At 60.4% G+C, this 19851-nt stretch carries 17 protein-coding genes; 13 read left to right on the top strand and 4 right to left on the bottom strand.

Features of this window, described 5'->3' with window-relative positions; all coding sequences use genetic code 11:
- Positions 1–256: 256 nt before the first annotated feature.
- The 3 genes from ACYVKQ_RS03110 to ACYVKQ_RS03100 all read left to right on the top strand — a co-directional run bounded on the left by ACYVKQ_RS03110 (position 257) and on the right by ACYVKQ_RS03100 (position 2698).
- A complete protein-coding gene (locus tag ACYVKQ_RS03110; RefSeq protein ID WP_460575511.1) occupies positions 257–652 on the top strand; it encodes an NUDIX hydrolase in 396 nt (131 codons plus the stop codon).
- A gap of 77 nt (positions 653–729) precedes the next feature.
- Positions 730–1695: a histone deacetylase family protein gene (locus ACYVKQ_RS03105; protein WP_460575510.1), complete on the top strand. Its 966-nt coding sequence runs from the start codon at positions 730–732 to the stop codon at positions 1693–1695.
- Positions 1676–2698 (top strand): J domain-containing protein, encoded by a 1023-nt coding sequence (locus ACYVKQ_RS03100; protein WP_460575509.1) that lies wholly within the window; start codon positions 1676–1678, stop codon positions 2696–2698. The genes ACYVKQ_RS03105 and ACYVKQ_RS03100 overlap by 20 nt, the downstream gene beginning before the upstream one ends.
- A gap of 72 nt (positions 2699–2770) precedes the next feature.
- Here ACYVKQ_RS03100 and ACYVKQ_RS03095 read toward each other — a convergent pair whose 3' ends face one another.
- From ACYVKQ_RS03095 to ACYVKQ_RS03080, 4 genes are all read right to left on the bottom strand, one after another.
- The gene (locus tag ACYVKQ_RS03095; protein ID WP_460575508.1) at positions 2771–3706 is read right to left on the bottom strand and encodes an alpha/beta fold hydrolase; all 936 of its coding nucleotides are present in this window, start codon (positions 3704–3706) and stop codon (positions 2771–2773) included.
- Between the two features lie 53 nt (positions 3707–3759).
- Entirely contained in the window at positions 3760–4371 is a 612-nt protein-coding gene (locus ACYVKQ_RS03090) for a TetR/AcrR family transcriptional regulator (RefSeq protein WP_460575507.1), read from the bottom strand.
- 251 nt (positions 4372–4622) lie between these two features.
- Entirely contained in the window at positions 4623–5090 is a 468-nt protein-coding gene (locus tag ACYVKQ_RS03085; protein ID WP_460575506.1) for a MaoC family dehydratase, read from the bottom strand.
- A gap of 48 nt (positions 5091–5138) precedes the next feature.
- The gene (locus ACYVKQ_RS03080; protein WP_460575505.1) at positions 5139–5918 is read right to left on the bottom strand and encodes a helix-turn-helix domain-containing protein; all 780 of its coding nucleotides are present in this window, start codon (positions 5916–5918) and stop codon (positions 5139–5141) included.
- A 154-nt stretch (positions 5919–6072) separates the two neighbouring features.
- On the opposite strand from ACYVKQ_RS03080, the gene ACYVKQ_RS03075 reads away from it, so the two are divergent.
- The 10 genes from ACYVKQ_RS03075 to ACYVKQ_RS03030 all read left to right on the top strand — a co-directional run bounded on the left by ACYVKQ_RS03075 (position 6073) and on the right by ACYVKQ_RS03030 (position 19838).
- Positions 6073–6471 (top strand): type III secretion system chaperone family protein, encoded by a 399-nt coding sequence (locus ACYVKQ_RS03075; protein ID WP_460575503.1) that lies wholly within the window; start codon positions 6073–6075, stop codon positions 6469–6471.
- A 176-nt stretch (positions 6472–6647) separates the two neighbouring features.
- On the top strand, positions 6648–7367 hold the full coding sequence (locus ACYVKQ_RS03070; RefSeq protein ID WP_460575501.1) for a PspA/IM30 family protein: 720 nt from the start codon (positions 6648–6650) through the stop codon (positions 7365–7367).
- 28 nt (positions 7368–7395) lie between these two features.
- Entirely contained in the window at positions 7396–7620 is a 225-nt protein-coding gene (locus ACYVKQ_RS03065; protein ID WP_460575499.1) for a hypothetical protein, read from the top strand.
- Between the two features lie 67 nt (positions 7621–7687).
- Entirely contained in the window at positions 7688–8314 is a 627-nt protein-coding gene (locus ACYVKQ_RS03060) for a hypothetical protein (RefSeq protein ID WP_460575497.1), read from the top strand.
- Between the two features lie 28 nt (positions 8315–8342).
- A complete protein-coding gene (locus ACYVKQ_RS03055; protein WP_460575495.1) occupies positions 8343–8501 on the top strand; it encodes a hypothetical protein in 159 nt (52 codons plus the stop codon).
- Between the two features lie 56 nt (positions 8502–8557).
- Complete coding sequence (locus ACYVKQ_RS03050; protein ID WP_460575493.1) at positions 8558–10723, top strand: flotillin family protein; 2166 nt, start codon at positions 8558–8560, stop codon at positions 10721–10723.
- Positions 10724–10782: 59 nt separating this feature from the next.
- Positions 10783–11460: a hypothetical protein gene (locus tag ACYVKQ_RS03045; RefSeq protein WP_460575489.1), complete on the top strand. Its 678-nt coding sequence runs from the start codon at positions 10783–10785 to the stop codon at positions 11458–11460.
- Position 11461: 1 nt separating this feature from the next.
- Positions 11462–11824 (top strand): DUF3592 domain-containing protein, encoded by a 363-nt coding sequence (locus ACYVKQ_RS03040; protein WP_460575486.1) that lies wholly within the window; start codon positions 11462–11464, stop codon positions 11822–11824.
- Positions 11825–11864: 40 nt separating this feature from the next.
- Positions 11865–16892 carry a DNA repair ATPase gene (locus ACYVKQ_RS03035; RefSeq protein WP_460575483.1) on the top strand — a complete coding sequence of 1676 codons (5028 nt, stop codon included), beginning with the start codon at positions 11865–11867 and terminating at the stop codon, positions 16890–16892.
- Positions 16893–17165: 273 nt separating this feature from the next.
- Positions 17166–19838, top strand: a complete 2673-nt coding sequence (locus tag ACYVKQ_RS03030) for a TrlF family AAA-like ATPase (protein ID WP_460575481.1) — start codon at positions 17166–17168, stop codon at positions 19836–19838.
- Positions 19839–19851: the final 13 nt, after the last annotated feature.

Here is a 19851-nt window from a genome sequence, read left to right as displayed (position 1 = left end):
ACTGCCACACCGCGTACATGTCATGCCCCAAGATACAGATAGCTATGAGGTTGTAGCAATGCCATTATTTCTACATCATTAAATCAGCGTCTCAACCACCTCCCCAGGCACGCTAACCCGCGGCCGTGTGAGCAAAGGCCCGCCCACGCGACGTCACGCGCGCCCGGCCACCAACGCCTGGTTCCGGGCGTTGCTTCGGCGAACGGGCGCATCTTTGCAGGCTCCTACTCCTCCCGTGTCATCCCTTTCCAGCGCCATGATTGACAAATTAGCCTGGCTGCACTTGGTCGACGGCCAGGTGCTCAGCACCCGCAGCCACGGCAAAGACCGGTTCTATTTTCCCGGCGGCAAGCGCGAGGCCGGGGAGTCCGATGCGGAGGCGCTGCTGCGCGAAATCGAGGAGGAGCTGACCGTACGCCTGGACGCCCGCAGCCTGCGCTACCTGGGCACCTTCGAAGCGCAGGCCCACGGCCACCCCGCGGGCGTGCTGGTGCGCATGATATGCTACGCCGCTGCGTACACGGGCACGCTGCAGCCGGCCGCCGAAATTGCCGAAGTAGCGTGGCTCACCTACCGGCACCGCGACCAGGTGTCCGCGGTCGACCAGTTGATTTTTGACTGGCTCCGGGAACAGCGGCTGCTGGTCGACTGAGTTCCGGCTCGCCGGCCTTTACCCTGCCCCGCTGCGTACACGTTCGTCGTACCCGCGCCCTGAGCGCCCTTGTGCCCATGCCCTGCCTCGCCTCCTCCGACCGGTACTCCATCCACCTGCCCGCCGGCCACCGCTTCCCCATTGCCAAGTACGAGCTCATCCGGGAGCAGCTGTTGTGGCAGGGCATTGCCACGCCGGCCGACGTTTACGACCCAGGCTTCTGCGCTGAGGAGGACATTCTGCGCGTGCACACGGCCGAGTACTGGAGCAAGGTCAAGGAGCTGCGCCTCTCCCCCGCCGAGGTGCGTCGGCTGGGTTTGCCGCAGAGCCCGGAGCTGGTGCGCCGCTCCCTCTCTTCGTCGGCCGGCACGGTGCAGTCGGCCCGGCACGCGCTGCGCGACGGCATCGGGCTGAACCTGGCCGGCGGCACGCACCACGCCTTTGCCGACCGGGGCGAGGGCTTCTGCGTGCTCAACGACATAGCCATCGGCGCCGCGCACCTGCTGCACCACGGCCTGGCCCGGCAGGTGCTCATCGTCGACCTGGACGTACACCAGGGCGACGGCACGGCCAGCATCTTCCGCCACGAGCCGCGCGTGTTTACCTTCAGCATGCACGCCGGGGCCAATTACCCGCTGCGCAAGGAGCAGTCGGACCTCGATGTGGCGCTGCCCTTGGGCCTGGACGACGCGGCCTACCTGCAGCTGCTGCGCGACACGCTGCCCGGTCTCATGGAGCGAATTCAGCCTGATTTCATCTTCTTTCAGGCCGGCGTGGATGTGCTGGCCACCGACAAGCTCGGCAAGCTGGCGCTAACGCCCGCGGGCTGCCGGCAGCGCGACGAGTTGGTGCTCGGCCTCTGCCACGCCCGCGGCCTGCCGGTGGCCGTGAGCATGGGCGGCGGCTACTCCGAGCGCCTGGCCGACATCGTCGACGCGCACTGCCAGACCTTCGCCGTGGCCTACGCCTTGTGGGGCGACGCGCCCTGCCGACCTTTGCCCGCCTCCACCGACGCCTCCGCCCATGCCACTGCCCGCGTTTGACGAATTCGACTCCAGCCGCACGCCGCTGACCCAGCGCGGCCTGCGCCCCCACGGCGAGCCGGAGCAGGAGCCCGGCACGCCGGCGCAGCGTGCCTTCCGCGAGGCCGTGCGGGGCGTGGAAAATCTGCGCGAGCAGGCACAGGAGCTGGAAAAAGCGCAGCGCGAAGCCAAAAACAAATACTGGCGGCAGGTGGGCCCGCTGGCCGACGCGGTGGTAGCGGCCCGCCGCGCCCTGTTCGAGCCGCTGGAAACCGCCCTCACCACCGGCTACTTCAGCCGGCTGGAGGAGCAGCGCATCGAGGAGCTGCTACTGCGCAACGCCCGCACCCTGCAGCACCGGTTCGGGGAGGAAGTAGACGAATTGCTGCTGCGCTACGCTCCCAAGCGCCCCGCGCCGAAGTTCGACGAGGACGAGCCGGCCGGCCGCGGCGCCGAGGCGCACCCGCCCCACCACGAGCACCACGCCCACCAGCGCGGCAAGCGCAAAACCAAGGCCGAGCGCGAGCAGGAAGCCGCCGCCAGGGCCCTGGCAGCCGATCAGCAGCGCCTGCAGGCCGGTACCAAGGCCGTGTACCGGCAGCTGGCCCGCGCCAACCACCCCGACCTGGAGCGCGACCCGGAGCTGGCCCGGCAGAAAACCGAGCGCATGCAGCGCATCACCCGCGCTTACGAGGCCGACGACCTCTACGGCCTGCTGCAGCTGCTGGCCGAACACCGCAGCCCCGCCGCCGACGCGGAATCCGATGAGATGCTGGAGCGCTACACCCGCGCCCTGCAGCAGCAGCAAAACGAGCTGAAGCTGCGCCTGCAGCAGCTCAAGTACGGCGACAAAAACGCCTTTATGGGCACCGGCAAAAAGCAGGAAGCCGAGCTGCGCCAGATCAAGCGCGAGCTGCGGGCCGAGGCCGAAGACTTAGAGCTGGTGCAGAAAGCCGTGCAGGAGCCGGACAACCTGCGCCAGCTGCTACGCGAGCTGGATGCGGCTGGCCAGGAGGAAATCTGAGCGGGGAACTGAGGCCCGTCGGAGCAGGAAAGCCTTTGCCAGCGCCGCGGACTGCGGCAGCTGCCCAGCTTCCTACTCCTGCAGAAACGCTACCACCCGGCGAATCACGCCCTGGTCGCGCATGATTTTGTTGTGGCCCAGCCCGGTGGTGGGGTGAAACTCCAGTCCCGGCCAGCTGCGCGCCACGTCCTGCGCTTCCGCGAAGGGCACCGATTCATCCTGGCAGTCGTGGAGCAGCAGCACGCGGACGGCGCTTACCTGCCCAGCGGCCTGCGTCAGGCTGAAGCTTTCCGCGTCGCGGCCGTGCTGCTCCCGCACGTGCCGGGCCATGCGGGCCAGCACCGCGGGTTTGAGCTGCAGCAAGTCGGCGAAGCGCTGCGCCACGGCGGGCGTGCTCCCCGGCGCACTCATCAGCACCAGGCGCGGCAGCTCCCCGCCCCGGTGGCCGTTGAAGCGCACCGGCAGGCCCGCCGTGGTAGCCGCCCCAAACGAATGCCCAACCACGGCCCATACCTCGCCCAGGTAATCGGCGACGGCCTGGGTGGCCCGCCCAAACTGCGGCAGCGTGGTACTGCGGCCCGGCGAGTCGCCGTGCGCGGGCCCGTCAAAGGCCACTACGCGGTAGCCGGCGCGCACCAGCCCGTCGGCAAACACGCCCCAGAACGCGGCGCGGTGCTCCCAGCCGTGCACCAGCAGCACGGTGCGCCGGCCCTGTGGGTTCCACTCGTAGGCTGCCAGCGCGCCGCCTTCAAACGGCACCCGGAAGGCACGGGCCGTGGCCAGCGCCGCGTCCTCCCAGGCCTTGCGCGCCAACCGGCGTGGGGTGCAGAACGTGCGCCAGGCCTCGCGGAAGGCCCATTCGGTGGAAAAGGCCGCCAGCAGCCGAAACTTCAGGCGCACCAGCCCGATGCCCGGCGGCTCGGCGTAGCGGAACTCGGTGGGCGCGGCGGGCAGCGGCTCGCGCGCCGCGCCGATGCCGCCGTAGGCGGGCGAATAGGTATTCACCATAACCATGCAGACGTTAATTGAAACCATGCGGCGACCGGCGCCGCTTCTTCGCGTTACTTGGCGCAGGCCGGTTGGCCTGGCTCCAGCAGCTCGGCGCGTAGCTGCGCCACAATGCGCAGAAACTGTTCCTGCCCGTGCACCCGGGCCACTTGCAGGGCACCGGCCAGGGTGGTGAGCACCAGGGCGGCCTTGCTCAGCGGATGCCCCCGGAAATGCAGGCTGCCGTCGGTGCGGCCCGCGGCCAGCACCCCGGCCAGCCAGGTGGTCAGCTCCTCGTTGAGGATGCGCAGCTCCTGCTGCATGGCCTCCGGCAGCGTTTGAAACTCGGCCGCCAGGGCCCCGAAAAAGCATACCTGCCGCTGGGTGGCCGCCCGGGCGTCGTAGACCTCCACCAGGGCTTCAAACTGCTGGGCGGGCGTCAGGTCGGTCACGCGGGGCAGGCCGCGCCACTTGCGCAGGCGCCCCAGCTGCCGGCGGATGACGGCCGTGCCCAGGTCTTCCTTGGCCGGGAAATGGTAGTGGATGGCGGCCGGCTTCACCGCCAGCTCCTTGGCAATGTGCTGGTAGCTGAAGGCGTTGAAGCCCCGGGCCAGCAGCAGCTCCTCGGCCAGATTGAGGATGCGCGTGCGGGTATCAAAAGCGGTAGCGGGCTCGGGAGTTGACATAACGCCCAAACGTACTTACTTATTAGTAAGTAAGCAAATTCAAATTTCCGTAATTAATTTAGAAGCGGCTTAGAACCTCACCCTTAATACCGATCAAACCGCCGGCGCAGCCTCGTTTCAGCGCTTACGCCTTCTGCCAAAACGCACACCCCGACTACGGGCTAATCCGGCATCTGATACCCCAAACGGGTCTGGGCCCGGCGGAAACACGCGTTTCCGCCGGGCCCAGGCCCGTTCCTATCATTAATGGTTTACTCGGCGAAGTGGTACAAGAACGTCACCACGCCCGTGTACGCAGGCTTCTTCTGGTCCTGGATTTCCAGCGTGACTTCAATCTGCGCCTTGGCAATGCCGCGCAGGTTTTTTACCGACAGCAGTTTGGTACGCAGCCGCACGGCGTTGTCCACGGCCACCGCCTGGTTGAAGCGCAGGCTTTCAATCTCGTAGTTGACCTGCATTTTCAGGTTCTCGATGCTCACGATCTGCGCCCACAGGTACGGCAGCAAGGACAGGGTGAGGTAACCGTGGGCGATGGTGCCGCCGAAAGGCGACTCGGCCTTGGCCCGCGCCGCGTCGAGGTGAATCCACTGGTAATCCAGCGTGGCCTCGGCAAACCGGTTGATTTGCTCCTGCGTGATGGTAAAGTATTCGGAAACGCCCAGTTCCTGGCCTTGGTACTGTTCGAGTTCGGCCAGGCTGCGGATGGTCAGTGTGCTCATGAAGGCGGTGCGGGCGGTTGGTGGAGGCGCGAAGATATCAGCCAGCGCTTATTCCAGCCGGCCCAGCAGCTCCTCCACTTGCCGCTCCAGGCGGCTCACGCGCTCCTCCAGGGCCGAGGGCGGGCGCAGGTGGGTGGTAAACACGGCCTTTACCTCCCAGATTTCCAGCGCCTGATCGAGGCTGAATTCCTGCACGCCGTAGTCGGGGTTGTCGGCGCGCAGCTTGAGCGTGTCGTCGGACAGGCGCTCGGCCAAGCGGCGCACCAGCAGGCGGTTGGGCGTCACGAAAGCGTAGATGCGGCCGGTGCGGAGCGTGGGCGCGGCCTTGTCGATGCGGCGGCAAAGTACCACGTCCTGGTGGCGCAGGCCTTGCTGCTGGTGCTGCATCTCGGCCCCCACTATCTCGAACGCGCGCGTAGCCGGCCCGAGCGCGTGCGGAAACGTCAGCGCCGGCAGCGCATCGACGAAGGCTTTGTCGTGGTAATGCACGATGTACTCTAGTACCCGGTCGGCGCGCACCCAGGGCGTGACGTGGCTGAGCTTATCGGCTTCGGCCACCGGCGCCGGCACCGCGGCGGCCTGCAGATCCTGCTGAAAAATGTCGAAGCCGTAGAGGTCGTTTACTGTCAGCTCTTTGGTAAGTAGCAGGTCGACAGAGAGGCCAAAATGATGAGCAATCTGAATCAGCGTCTCCATCTTGGGTTCGGAGCGGCCTTCTTCGTACGCCCCCACGCTGGGCCGGGCCAGGCCGAACAGCTCCGCAAAAGCCGCCTGGCTCAGCTTCTTAACCGTACGAATCTTGCGGATGTTGTTGCCGATATAGGACATTCTGCCGAAAAATTTTTACGCTCAAACTTTGAGCATAGTCAAAACTTTCAGTATTCTTGCGTCGTAAATCTACAACCAATCGGGCATACCCGTTCAGCCTAACGCTTGTTATTTGAGCACTGCTACCGCTCTTAGCGCTTCTGCTTCCTTGCCTATGGCCCACGCTTACTTCGACGCTATTCATCGCCACCTGCTCACGCTGGGCTTCGACATCCGCCACGCCGACTCGACAGACGGCATTCTGGTGGTCGACAACCCCGCGCTGGGCATCCGCAACCTCGTGCTAGGCTGCGGCGAGCCGCTCCTGATTCTGGAGCAGTACCTCCTGGAGCTGCCGGCTCCCTCGTGCGAGGTGTACCAGCGCCTGCTGCAGAAAAACCGCGACATCATCCACGGCGCCTTTGCCCTCGACGACTCGGGCCGCAAGGTCATTTTCCGCGACACGCTGCAGATCGAAACCCTCGACCTCTCGGAGCTGGAAGCCGTGCTGAACTCGCTGAGCCTGCTGCTGACGGAGTTTTCCGACGAGCTGATCGGGTTTAGCCGGCCGTAGCGCCGCTTACCAAGGGCGTCATATCGAGCCCGTCGGGACACCTCGCCGGCTAGTAATTCCCTCGTTGAACAGTCACACCCCCAGATGTCAGCACGCGCGATTGGCTCCGCCTTCCTGCGGTTCCTCGGCTTTGCTCGGAATGACGTTCTGGTAAACCCACGAAACCTCCCCCCGTCATGAACATCTTCTCCCGCCTCTTCAAAATCGGCCAGGCCGAAACGCATTCGGCCATCGATCAGCTCGAAGACCCCATCAAAATGACTGAGCAGGGCCTGCGCGACCTGCGCCAAGACCTCGACAAGAGCCTGCACGCGCTGGCCGAGGTCAAGGCCATGGCCATCCGCGCCCGCAACGAAGCCGAAGGCTTCCGCAGCAAGGCCCTGGACTACGAAAACAAGGCCGTGCTGCTGCTGCAGCGCGCCCACCGCGGCGACCTGGCGGCTACCGAAGCCGACCGCCTCGCCAGCGAAGCCCTGACCAAAAAGACCGAGAACGAAGCCCACGCCACCCGCGCCGGCGAAGACCAGCAGAAGTTTGAGGCCTCGGCCCAGCAGCTGGACCAGAACGTGCAGACGCTGAAGCAGACCATCGGGCAGTGGGAAAACGAGCTGAAGACGCTCAAGGCCCGCGCCGCCGTCAGCGCGGCCACCCAGACCATCAACAAGCAGCTGGCCCAGCTCGACTCGTCGGGCACGGTGGCCTTGCTGGAGCGCATGAAGGAAAAGGTGGCCGTGGAAGAAGCCCTGGCCGAGTCGTACGGGCAGATAGCGCAAGAAAGCAAGACCGTCGACCAGGAAATCGACAAGGCCCTGCAAACCAGCGCCGGCGGGCAGACCGCGGCCGATTTGCAGGCACTCAAGCAGAAGCTGGGGCTATCATCGGAGCCGCAGCAGTAACTTAAGCATTCCTCCAACCGAACCCGTCATGAACCGCCACGAGAAGAACCTGCTGCTGATCGGCACGGTGCTGATAATCAGCATGGCCGTACTGCGCATCAGCCACCACATCAGCAGCAGCGCAGCCCAGGCCCTGCTGGTCTTCGGGGGCCTGTTTGCCGTGGCGGCCATCGTCCGCTACAACCGGCGCCTGAAGGCGGAAAACCACGCCCTGCAGGCGCGCCAGAAGCCCGACGAGCGGCCCCGCTATTAGCCTGGGAGCCCGTGCTCTTTTGAGGGCGCCGCGCTTTGCCTACCTTTAAGCTGCCCTGCATATGCCTATGACCGAACTACTACAAGCGGCGGTTGCTCCGCCTAATCTACCGGCCACGGGCTTCCTGATTTTTGTGTTGCTCTACTGGCTTACGGTTATCGTGGGCCTGCTCGATTTCAAGACCCTGGACCTCGGCCTGGACCACGACACCGGGCACAACGCCCACCTGGGCGTGACCTGGCTCAACCACGCGCTGGCCTTCTTCAACCTGGGGCGGGTGCCGCTGATGGTGTTTCTCAGCTTCGTGGCCCTGCCGCTGTGGGTGGGCAGCATCCTCACGAACTACTACACCGGCAACACGTCGGGGCTGCTGGGCCTGCTGTTTGCCGTGCCGCTGCTACTCGGCAGCCTCTTGCTGGCCAAAGTGCTGACCAGCCCCTTCGTGCGCCTGTTCGCCACGCTGGAGCGCGACCACGCCGACCACACCAACCCGGTGGGCAAGATCTGCACGGTGCTGCTGCCCACCACGCGGGAGCGGCTGGGACAGGCCGCCGTGCGCACCGGCGAAGTAGCCCTGACGCTGAACGTGAAAGCCGCTTCCGCCGCCGAGCTGCGGAAGGGCGATACGGCCCTGGTCATCGATTACGACCAGCAAAGCCGCTGCTACCTGATCGAACCCTACGACGCGGCCTGAGCCACCCTACCCTAACTTTTCTCATCCGATGCTGGACCACCTGAACGCCACCGCCAAGAACATTGCGGATTTCTTCACCGAAATCTTTGCCGGCGGCGTGCTCGACGCGCTCCTGGCCACGGCCGGCCGGCTGGTCGGGGTGCTGCTGCACCTGTTGACTGTGCTGATCGAAGGGCTGCTTGCCTGATTTTCCGGATTTCCTTTCTCCTCTCCGCTGACATTACTCCTACCCTCCTAACTGTTATGGTTGGTCAACTTTCCCTGGTCGTGCTCGTCGTGCTCGGCCTCTTCTTACTCGGCATCATTGCCATCATTGCGCGCATGTACCACAAGGCCGCGCAGGGCGAAGCCCTGGTGCGCACCGGCATGGGCGACACCAAAGTGTCCTTCTCCGGCATCTTCGTGGTACCCATCCTGCACCGAATGGAGGTGATGGACATCAAGCTGAAAACCATCGTCATCGGCCGGGCCGGCAAGGAAGGGCTGGTGTGCAAGGACAACCTGCGGGCCGACGTGAAGGTGAACTTCTTCGTGCGCGTCAACAAAACCCACGAGGACGTGATGAACGTGGCCCAGAGCATCGGCGCGCACCGCGCTTCGGACCCGGCGGCGCTGGAAAACTTGTTCGACGCCAAGTTCTCGGAGGCGCTCAAGACCGTCGGCAAGCATTTCGATTTCATCGAGCTGTACAACTCCCGCGACCAGTTCAAGCAGGAAATCGTGCGCATCATCGGCACCGACCTCAACGGCTACGTGCTCGACGACTGCGCCATCGACTACCTGGAACAGACGCCGCTCACGGCCTTGAACCACGACAACATCCTCGACGCGGAGGGCATCAAGAAGATCATTGCCCTGACCTCGGAGCAGAAGATTCAGGCCAACAACATCGAGCGGGAGACGCAGAAAACCATCAAGAAGCAGGACGTGGAGGCGCAGGAAACCATCCTGCAGCTGGAAAAGCAACTGCTGGAAAACCAGGAAAAGCAGCGCCGCGAGGTAGCCAGCATCAAGGCCCGCGAAACCGCCGAAATTGCCAAGGTGCAGCAGGAGGAACTGCTCAAATCGGAACGCGCCCGCCTCGCGACCGAGGAAGAAGTAAAGGTGGCCGAGCAGAACCGCGACCGGCAGATTCTGGTGGCCGAGCGCAACAAGCAGCGCACCGACGCGGTGGAAACCGAGCGCGTGGCGCAGGCCAAAGCCCTCGAAATCAACGAGCGGGAGCGGATCGTGGCCCTGGCGCAGATTGAGAAGGACAAGGCCGTGGAAGAGGAGCGCAAAAACATCCAGGCCATCATCCGGGAGCGGATTGCGGTGGAAAAAGCCACCGTGCAGGAAGAGGAAAAAATCAAGGACACCCGCGCCCAGGCCCAGGCCGAGCGCGACAAGCTGGTGGCCATTACGGCCGCCAAGCAGCAGGCCGAAGCTGCTACGGTGAGCTTGGTGGGCGAAGCCGACATGGCCAAGCAGGCCGCCGAGTTCCGCGCCAAGCAGGCCCTCATCGACGCCGAAGCCGAGAAGGCCTCGGCTGAGTTCAAGGCCCAGGCCATCCGCACGCTGGCCGAAGCCGAAGCCTCCAAGGCCACGGCCGTGGGCCTGGCCGAAGCCCAGGTGATGCAGGCCAAGGCCACCGCCCGCCAGAAGGAAGGCGAAACCGAGGCCACCGTGCTGCAGCTCACCGCCTCGGCCGAAGCGCAGGCCATTCAGGCCAAAGCCGGCGCCCAGGCCGAAGCCGACGAGAAGCTGGGCATCGTGGCCGCCAAGGTGAACCGCGAGAAGGCCATGGTGGAAGTGGAAGTCATCGACGCCATGGCCGACGCCCAGCAGAAGAAGGGCCTGGCCGAGGTGCGCGTGAACCAGGAGCGGTTTGCGGTGGAAGCCAAGGGCATCGAAGCCAAGGCCGACGCCATGAAGAAGCTCGACGGCGTGGGCAAGGAGCACGAGGAATTCAAGCTACGCCTGGCCAAGGACCAGGCCGTGGAGCTGGCCGAAATCAGCATCCAGAAGGACATTGCGGCCGCGCAGTCGGGTGTCATTGCCGAGGCGCTGAAGGCCGCCAAAATCGACATCGTGGGCGGAGAAACCATGTTCTTCGACCAGATCATCGGCTCCATCACCAAGGGCAAGAGCGTGGACCGCACGGTGGGCAACTCGCAGGTGCTGACCACGGTGAAGGACACGTTCTTTCCGCTCGACGGCCACGGCGGCGACTTCAAAACCAACATCACCCGGTTCGTAAATCAGTTCGGCCTCAGCTCCGACGACGTGAAGAACCTGAGCATCTCGGCTTTGCTCTTGCAGATGATGAACAAGGCCGGCGACGACGCCACGCGCAACACGATTACCCAGCTGGCGGGCACGGCCAAGATGCTGGGGCTGTCGGATAAGATGGTGAGTTCGTTGAACTAGCGGACCTCACCCCCTAGCCCCCTCTCCCTGAGGAGAGGGGGAACTAGTTTCTGACTGTTATGTCGTCTCGCTTTGGTGTTACGCTGTTAGTTGCGGCAACCTGCTCGTTCAACGGGCTTGCGCAGGGTCATCAACCTGACCTGATGGCCGATAGCGCGCAAACCTCTTCCATCTATTGTGGCCCGTTGGTTTCACCTGACAAGCCGATCAAGTCACTGGCTGAGTTGCCGGACAATGTTCGCTACAAGCTTACCGGGTACATGAACGACTGGTTGGGTGAAGCAGTTTATTTGCAAGTCAGGTTCCTTGAAGGGCGCGCCGTCGATGTCGATAGTTTACTCAAGCAGCGTAACGACATTCAGTGGACGGTCTGCAGCTATTACCTCTGCTTTGCCTTTCAGGACGCTGTTGCTCAGGTAGGACTCGATAAGTGGGGCCAAACGCTCAACGAGCTTACCCTGCCGGATGTACGCCGATACCCGGACAGGGCTGGCTTAATTTCAAAAGCTGCAGCGCTTCAGATGGCACGACGCCGGGGAGTAATTCGCCGGGATGACCTCCCCGAAAGCATTAGCACAGAGCTCAGTTATGCTTCCGAACCAGGCATTTTGCGGTGGATTATTACCGTTCGCCGACGCAAAACGGATTACGCATCGGACATACAACGAATTGTGCTGAACGCACATAACGGCGCAGTGCTTCGCATCCGAAAATACGAGGAGCGCCAGATCTTTTAAGATGCAAACAAACGCCTTGTTTACCACCCGCAAGCAAGTAGCGGCTATCCTGTTGGGCGTAGTGCTGGTCGTTGCCCTGTGCGTAGGCATTGTCTACAAAGTCAATCAGGCGACCCGGCAAAAGCGGGCGTTCATTCTAAAAGATCCGGGCGTGGTCACGGGCATCATCACCCGGCGGCGGACCATCAAGGGCCGGCGCATTACCGTCAGGTACCGCGTGGGCGGGCGGGACTACACGCTGCGGACCCGCACCAGCCGCGCCTTCCTGCGCAGCCACCAGAAGGGCGACACCACGGCCGTCGTGTACGCCAAAGCCGACCCGTCCAAAGCCCTGCTGAAGGCCAACCTGCGGCGCAACGACTAATTACACCCCGACGCTCCCGTGTCGGGCTCTTACCGTACCCATGGAAACTACCGCCGCTCCTCAACTCGAAACCGGCACCTACGAAATCCTGCGCAACCGCCTCACAAAGGGCGGCTCGGAGCTGCGCGTGCGGCTGGACAAGCTCAATACCGCCCGCAAGCAGGTGTTCGGCGCGCTGGACTGGCAGCTGCTGGGCACCGGGCGCCTCACCACCGAGCACAACTGCGTGCCCATGGACATGGTGGCGCTGGGCGACCAGTTTCTGTTCGGCTACAACGTGCTGCTGGGCCTGAAGACTGAGGTGGAGCTGTCGGACATTTTCGGGGTGTACCAGTACCAGCGGCCGGAGTTTCGGCCCGTGGGCCTGGAGTTGCTCAACGACAAGACCTTTCTGGAAGAGCTGCGCAACCTGTATAAGTACTACAAGAAGACGCGCTTCGTGAAGTTTGCCCAGCGCGCCGAGCACCTGTTCATGGTGTTTCGGGTGGGCAAAACGGCCAACGACATTAAGACCTTCAAGTGGCTGGTGCAGGGCGAGTCGCTGACTTACCTCGACAACCGCTCCGACCACGAGTACACCTTTCCGCCCCAGCACGAGTTCAGCTGGAAGCGCGCCACCCGCGACATGCACCGGGCCGGCAAGCACCCGCACATCAGCATCGAAGACAAGGTGTTCGTGGAAACGGTGGGCGGTGACCTGACCATCAAGGTCGAGGACAACACCAAGACCGGGCAGGGCATCTACGCCGAGCCCGTCGACAACAAGGACCAGACCCTGGACGACGCCGAAATCCACTACGCGGTGGTGGGGCAGCTGGTCTTGCTCAAGATTCGGCCCTACCAGGAGCCGGGCTTTCGCTACTTCCTCTACAACACCAAGCTGCGCCAGGCCCAGCGCCTCGACGCCCTGGCCGACGCCTGCGTGCTGCTGCCCGACGGCCACGGCCTGATTTTCCCGCACGGCTACTACCTGCAGACCGGCGACGGGAAGCAGTTCGAGCAGGTGCCCGCGGAGCTGGTGTTTGAGCGCCGCGTGGCCGCACCCAACGGCGAGGACTTTCTGTACGTGTTCTTCCAGAAGGACAACGGCCTGTACCTGCTCCTCTCCTACAACCTCATCAGCCAGAAGGTGGCCGCGCCCATCGTCTGCCACGGCTACGCGCTGTTCGAGAACGGCGAGCTGTGCTACTTCCGCGCCGACGAGGAGCCCAAAAAGCACCACACCGTGCAGATCTGGCAAACGCCCTACACGGCGCCCGACTTCCAGCTGCCCGCCGCCCAGGACGGCTACCTCGGCAAGCTCGGCAACAAGGAAATAGTGCGGGCCATGGCCGAGGCACAGGAGGTGCTGACGCTCATCGGCAAGGACGACTCCTACACCGGCCTCTACCTCGACCTGATCCGCCGCACCACCTCCCTCACCGACTCCTACCACTGGCTCGCGGAGCCCGGCGCCGAAAAGCTGGTCGAGCCGCTGCAAGAAATCCGCCAGGCCGCCACCGCCGCCGTGGAGGAGTTCGACAAGGTGCAGCGCATCCGTCGCAGCACCCAGGAGCAAACCCAGCAGACGCTCGGCCGCGCCCAGGAGCTGCGCGAGCAAATCAAGCGCAGCGCCGATGCCACCGACGTGCAAACCTACGTGCTGCAGCTGGCCGATCTGCGTCAGGTGCGCGGGCAGGTGATTTCGCTGAAAGAGCTGCGCTACGTGGACGCGGCGGCCGTCGACAAGGCCGCCGAGGAGCTACAGGGCCTGTCGCAGGAAGTGGCCCAGCGCACGGTGGATTTTCTCTTGCGCGACGACGCCCTGACGCCTTATGCGGACCGCGTGCAGGCCCTGGGCGCGGGCATCGACCAGCTGCCGACGGTGACCGAGGCAGGCAAGCTGGAACAAGAGCTGAACGGCGTGGCCACCGAGCTGGAATTGCTCATCGACGTGGTGGGCAACCTGCCCATTGCCGACCCGACGCAGACCACCCGCATCATCGACAACATTTCGGGCATCTACGCGGGCTTCAACCAGCTGCGGGCCGCCCTCAAGCGCCGCCGCCAGACCCTGGCCGGCACCGAAGCCCAGGCCGAGTTTGCCGCCCAGCTCAAGCTGCTGGAACAGTCCTTGGTGAATTACTTGGACCTGTCGGACACGCCCGCCAAGTGCGACGAGTACCTCTCGCGCCTGATGGTGCAGCTGGAGGAGCTGGAGGGCAAGTTTCCGGAGTTCGACCAGTTTCTGAGCCAGCTGGCCTCCCGCCGCGAGGAAGCCTACGAAGCCTTCGAGGCCCGCAAGCAGAGCCTGGTGGCGGCCCGCAACCAGCGCGCCACGGCTCTGCTCCAAGCCGCCGAGCGCATGCTCAAAGCCGTGCACGGCCGCGTGAGCAAGCTCTCGAGCATTGCCGACATCAACAGCTACTTCGCCGCCGATTTGATGGTGGAAAAAGTACGCCGCACCGTGGAGGAGCTGCTGGCCCTGGGCGACGCCGTCAAGGCCGACGACCTCCAATCCCGCCTCAAAACCGTGCGCGAGGACGCCGTGCGCCAGCTCAAGGACCGCGCCGACCTCTTCACCGACGGCGGCCAGGCCGTGCGCTTCGGCCCCTACACCTTCTCCGTCAACACCCAGCCGCTGGAGCTGACCCTGGTGCTGCGCGACGGGCAGTTGCACTACCACCTGACCGGCACCAACTTCTTCCGGCCCGTGGAGAGCGAAGCCGTGCAGCAGGCGCGGCCCGTCTGGGAGCAGACGCTGCCCTCGGAAAACCCCGACGTGTACCGCGCCGAGTTCCTGGCCGATTACCTGCTGCGCGCCGCCCAGCACCCACGCCCCGCCACCGACGGTGCCCCGGCCGTGCTGTCGGTGCCCGAGCTGGAACGGCTGAGCCCGGCCGAGCTGCTCAGCTACGTGCAGCAGCACATGGCCCCGCGCTACGCCGAGGGCTACCTCAAAGGCGTGCACGACCACGACGCGGCCCTGATGCTGGCCGCGCTGGTGCGCCTCACCCGCACTGCTGGCCTGCTGCGCTACCCCGCCGACACCCGCGCCGCCGCCGCGCTCTACTGGCACCGCTTCGCCGAGGCCGGCTCGAAAGCCCACTGGCAGCGCCAGATTCAGGGCTTGGCCTTGCTGCTGCAGGTGTTTCCCGAGGCCCAGGAAACCGGCCAGCTCACTGCCGAGCTGCAAGCAACCATCGAGCAATTCGCCCAGGAAACCGGCCTCTTCACCCCGGCCGAGGTAGCCGAAGCCGGTGAGTACCTACTGCACGAGTTGATTCAGCAGAGCAGCGCGCCTTCCCTCGCCGCACCCCAACCGGCCGGCGGCCCGGGCGGCCTGGTAGAAGGCCGGGGCAGCATCAGCGTAGAGCAGCTTCAGTCGCCGCCGACGCCCTTTACCACCTCCGCCGAAGCCGCCGACCTGTACGACGCCTTCCAGAAGCAGCTCAAGGAGCGCCGCGCCAGCGAAACCTTCGACGCCTCGGTCGCCGCGCTGGGCCAGCAGCCGACGGCGCAGTTCCAGCTGATTCGGCAGTGGCTGCAGGCTTTCCGCCCGCAAACCGCCGCGGACGCCTACTGCGACGAAGCCGCCGCGCTGCTTGCCACCCGCAGCTACGCCCCGGAGCGCGTGGTGCGCACCCCGCTGACCGACGTGCTGGCCAACATGCGCGGCAACCACGCCCGCATTGTTGCCAACAATCAAGAAGCAAAAACCAACCACCAGGAATACCACCTCAACTTCCCCGCCTTCCGCCGCCGGCTGCACCAGTACCGCACGCACACGCTGCCGCAGTTTGAGGCCTACCAGGCGCTGAAAAAGGAGCTGCTGCAGCAAGCAGCCGAGGACATGCGCCTGGAAGACTTCCGCCCGCGGGTGCTGACTTCCTTCGTGCGCAACCAGCTCATCGACCAGGTGTATCTGCCGCTTATCGGGGCGAACCTGGCCAAGCAGATCGGCACGGCCGGGGAAGGCAAACGGACGGACCTGATGGGCCTGCTGCTGCTCATCTCGCCGCCGGGCTACGGCAAGACGACCCTGCTGGAGTACGTGGCCAACCGCCTGGGGCTGATTTTCATGAAAATCAACGGGCCGGCCATCGGGCACGCGGTAACGAGCGTGGATCCGGCGCAGGCGCCCAACGCGGGCGCGCGGCAGGAGCTGGAGAAGCTGAACCTGGCCTTCGAGATGGGCGACAACGTGATGATTTACGTCGACGACATCCAGCACTGCCACCCGGAGTTTCTGCAGAAGTTCATCTCGCTCTGCGACGCCCAGCGCAAAATCGAGGGGGTGTACCAGGGCCGGGCCCGCACCTACGATTTCCGCGGCCGCAAGGTGTGCGTGGTCATGGCAGGCAACCCCTACACCGAAACCGGCGACGTGTTCAAGCTGCCCGACATGCTGGCCAACCGCGCCGACATCTACAACCTGGGCGACGTACTGACGGCCGGCTCGGAGGAAGCCTTCCGCCGCTCCTACCTCGAAAACGCCCTCACCAGCCACCCCACCCTGGCCCGCCTCGCCGCCCAGGCCCCGCAGGACGTGCCCACCTTGCTGGGCCTGGCCGAAACCAACTCAGCCGAAGGCCTAAGCTTCGAAGGCAACCACGCCCCCGAGGAGCTGAATGAGTACGTGGCCGTGCTCCAGAAGCTGCTGCGCCTGCGCGACGTAGTGGCCCGCGTCAACGCCGCCTACATTGCCAGCGCCGCCCAGGCCGATGCCTACCGCACCGAGCCGCCCTTCAAGTTGCAGGGCTCCTACCGCAACATGAACAAGCTGGCCGAGAAAGTGCGCCCCGTCATGAACGAGCAGGAAATCGAGCAGCTGCTGGCTTCCCACTACGAAGGCGAAGCCCAGACCTTGACCAGCGCCACCGAAGCCAACCTGCTCAAGCTCCGCGAGCTGCTGGGCTGGCTCACTCCCGAGCAAGCCGCGCGCTGGCAGCAGATCAAGCAGACCTACCAGGAAAACCTGCGCAACTCCCAAGCCGGCCAGGTGCTGCAGGTGCTCACTAGGCTGGAGGCTATTGCGGGCGGGTTGAGTGGGATTCGGGAGGCGCTGAAAGGCCCATCTATAAACTAAAGCCGAAACTAGTTCCCCTCATCAGCTGAGGAGGGGCTAGGGGTGGTTGCTCGCGTACGTCATTGAAGTTCACGTCCACATGTCACTTGTTGTCAATCACTCTAGCCCCACTTATGCAGACAACAGATTGAGGGATGTTGAAAGCACCAAATGATGGAAAACCCTATGCCAATAGAGTAACGTACTATTTTCCAATACCACTCATGTACTCATTGTACATCAAATAGACGTGACTAAATTGCCAAGAACTTACACTTACTTAACAAACTTCCAGTGGAAGAAATAAAATCACAAAGCCCAGGCGCCATATTTGTAAGAGCAGACTTACATATACATTCTTTTGGAGATGAAGGGTCGTTTGATGTCACAGACCCAGATATGACTCCTGAAAACATTGTTGATACAGCTATTGCTAATGGATTAAAGCTCATTGCAATAACAGACCATAATGAAATAGGGAATGTTAAACGAGCCATCAAGTATGCCGAAGGCAAGCCAATATTAGTTATACCTGGCATAGAAGTTAGCACTACACAAGGACATTTATTAGTTTATTTCAATGATTTTGATAATCTAAAAAAATTCTATGGAAAGTTGACAATTTCTAAGAACAGAGAAACATGTTCAGAAGGCATTGTAAATTGCCTAGATATTGCTTATCAATTTGAAGGAATTGGTATACTAGCACACATAGAGCTTACCTCAGGCTTCGAAAAGAGCATTGGGCGATTCGGCCCTGCATTTGAAGAAGTATTTACCCACAATAATCTATGGGGTTTAGAAATCAGTAGTAAGTCGAGCTATAAATTCTATACAGATGAGGATGAAAGTGCTGACAGAAAACGAATGATCAACCTTCGCCGTGCAAAGTTGGGCCTCGCCGCAGACTTTGAATTAGCAAAATTGATGTCGTCTGATTCTCACGTCCTCTCAAAGCTTGGCACAAATGCAAATGGCGAAAAAAAATTAACACGTTTCAAAATCGATCATTTAAATTTCCAAGCCTTTAAAGTGGCTCTAATTAGCCACAACTCTAGAGTGCGTCTAGAAGAACTAATTCCTGAGCGAACCCCGAAATTTATTGGAATTAAAATACAGGGAGGGCTATTAGACAACCAAGTTGTACAATTCAGTTCTAACCTTACTTGTATTATAGGAGGACGAGGAGCCGGAAAATCTACTTTCCTTGAATCACTAAGGGAATCATCTGGCAACGCATCTACTTCAAGAGTTGTTGATAGTGATGTTTGGCCAGAAACAATAAGCTTATATTATGAAGACGAAACTGGCCGAGTTCTTAATTTTGTGCGCGAAAAAAACGGCAAAACAATCAATTATACTGACCCTGTAAATGGGATTACAAAAATTCCCATTGAAAGTTATGGACAAGGTCAAACTGCAGACACTATACAGAATAGCGACCAAGACCCAAGCGTTTTGATTGATTTTTTGGATTCGTTTATAGATGTTGAAGTATTAAAGACAGAAGAGGACGAAACTAGAGCATTACTTATCGAGAACAAACTAATAATTAACAAATTAAGAATAGAAGTTAGTGGAATTGAAGAAACAGAACGGGAGAAGATTAATCTTGAAAAGAAACTAGAACAACTCAAAACCGACAAAATAGGCGAATTAGTTGAACTCCAAACTGCCTTAATCACAGAAAGAGAAATTAGAAACACCATAGTCAATGAACTCAAGCAACTCATTGACAAATACAAGAAAATCCTTTCAGACAAAGATGTATTTTTACGATTTGATGCTCTTGAATACAAAAATATTATTGTAGGAAAAGATCATTTTCTTCATGTTAAAAACACTGTAAAGGAATTTGCGGATGCGGTAGAACTTAAATCAAATGAATTAAATTATATTTTAACTGAAAAGATAAATGATTTAAGAACACAACTTACCAATTGGGCCAGTAAAGAAGCAGAAATACAAACAAGAATTGATACTAAAAAACATGAACTTGATCAAAAAGGCATACCTTTTGACTTAGGCAAAATTAACCAAATGGCTAAGGATGCCAACCATTACAGTAGCAGGCTAAATAAACTTTTGCAACAAAAGAAAGAGCTAGGAAATTTGCTTAATCGCAGGACAGAGTTAGCAACCAAACTACGTGATGTAAGGAACAAGATTTATTATACAAGATCAGCATTCGCAAGTTTAATAAACGATAATTTAAAGAACAGTGTTGATGGCCTTCATGTGTCGGTAAAGTATGAAAAAGGCTTGTATTCTCCAGAATTTGAAGACAAGATAAAATCAACGATGGAATGGCGAACAGTTCAAGTATCCAAAGCAAAGATAATTAGCAATAATTTTCCTGTTGACGAGTTTATCAGATCAGTCAGAAAAAAAACAAAGGAACCTTTTCAAAATATAAAAAATGAAGATGGGGCAAGGACATTTACTGACCAAGATATTGATAAAATATTTCTAAAATTAAACCAATCTTATTGTTACGAAGATTTTGAATCACTTAAATATGACGACAAGCCTTCCATAACCATAACAAAAATTGTGCATGACACCAATGGCAAGCCTAAGCCACATTCTAAGCCAATTTCTAGTTTATCACTAGGCCAGCAACAGTCAATCCTGTTGGCGATTCTATTACAGTCAAAGAGCAAAGTACCTCTACTAATTGACCAGCCTGAAGACAACCTTGATAGCGAATTTATCTATAAAACAATTGTAACAAATTTAAGGCGCATAAAAGAAAAACGCCAAGTTATAATTGTCACACACAATTCGAATATAGCTGTCCTTGGAGATGCCGAGCTAATCGCACCTCTGAAAAGCACTAGCTTAAAATCTCTTGTTATGGACAGAGGTTCCATTGATAATCCTCAAACTAGAGACCATTGTTGTGACATACTTGAAGGCGGAAAATCGGCATTCAATAGAAGAAAGCAGATATACGGTATTGATTAGCTAGATCTGAACT

It is taken from the genome of Hymenobacter coalescens (genome assembly GCF_054783195.1).
Note: the sequence above shows the minus strand (reverse complement) of the source record. Positions and strands in the feature narration are given on the sequence as shown.

Excerpts from the sequence above, each read along its gene's own strand:
- ACYVKQ_RS03110 (WP_460575511.1), top strand. The coding sequence starts at position 257 with ATGATTGACAAATTAGCCTGGCTGCACTTGGTCGACGGCCAGGTGCTC.
- ACYVKQ_RS03105 (WP_460575510.1), top strand. The coding sequence starts at position 730 with ATGCCCTGCCTCGCCTCCTCCGACCGGTACTCCATCCACCTGCCCGCC.
- ACYVKQ_RS03100 (WP_460575509.1), top strand. The coding sequence starts at position 1,676 with ATGCCACTGCCCGCGTTTGACGAATTCGACTCCAGCCGCACGCCGCTG.
- ACYVKQ_RS03095 (WP_460575508.1), bottom strand. The coding sequence starts at position 3,706 with ATGGTGAATACCTATTCGCCCGCCTACGGCGGCATCGGCGCGGCGCGC.
- ACYVKQ_RS03090 (WP_460575507.1), bottom strand. The coding sequence starts at position 4,371 with ATGTCAACTCCCGAGCCCGCTACCGCTTTTGATACCCGCACGCGCATC.
- ACYVKQ_RS03085 (WP_460575506.1), bottom strand. The coding sequence starts at position 5,090 with ATGAGCACACTGACCATCCGCAGCCTGGCCGAACTCGAACAGTACCAA.
- ACYVKQ_RS03080 (WP_460575505.1), bottom strand. The coding sequence starts at position 5,918 with ATGTCCTATATCGGCAACAACATCCGCAAGATTCGTACGGTTAAGAAG.
- ACYVKQ_RS03075 (WP_460575503.1), top strand. The coding sequence starts at position 6,073 with ATGGCCCACGCTTACTTCGACGCTATTCATCGCCACCTGCTCACGCTG.
- ACYVKQ_RS03070 (WP_460575501.1), top strand. The coding sequence starts at position 6,648 with ATGAACATCTTCTCCCGCCTCTTCAAAATCGGCCAGGCCGAAACGCAT.
- ACYVKQ_RS03065 (WP_460575499.1), top strand. The coding sequence starts at position 7,396 with ATGAACCGCCACGAGAAGAACCTGCTGCTGATCGGCACGGTGCTGATA.
- ACYVKQ_RS03060 (WP_460575497.1), top strand. The coding sequence starts at position 7,688 with ATGACCGAACTACTACAAGCGGCGGTTGCTCCGCCTAATCTACCGGCC.
- ACYVKQ_RS03055 (WP_460575495.1), top strand. The coding sequence starts at position 8,343 with ATGCTGGACCACCTGAACGCCACCGCCAAGAACATTGCGGATTTCTTC.
- ACYVKQ_RS03050 (WP_460575493.1), top strand. The coding sequence starts at position 8,558 with ATGGTTGGTCAACTTTCCCTGGTCGTGCTCGTCGTGCTCGGCCTCTTC.
- ACYVKQ_RS03045 (WP_460575489.1), top strand. The coding sequence starts at position 10,783 with ATGTCGTCTCGCTTTGGTGTTACGCTGTTAGTTGCGGCAACCTGCTCG.
- ACYVKQ_RS03040 (WP_460575486.1), top strand. The coding sequence starts at position 11,462 with ATGCAAACAAACGCCTTGTTTACCACCCGCAAGCAAGTAGCGGCTATC.
- ACYVKQ_RS03035 (WP_460575483.1), top strand. The coding sequence starts at position 11,865 with ATGGAAACTACCGCCGCTCCTCAACTCGAAACCGGCACCTACGAAATC.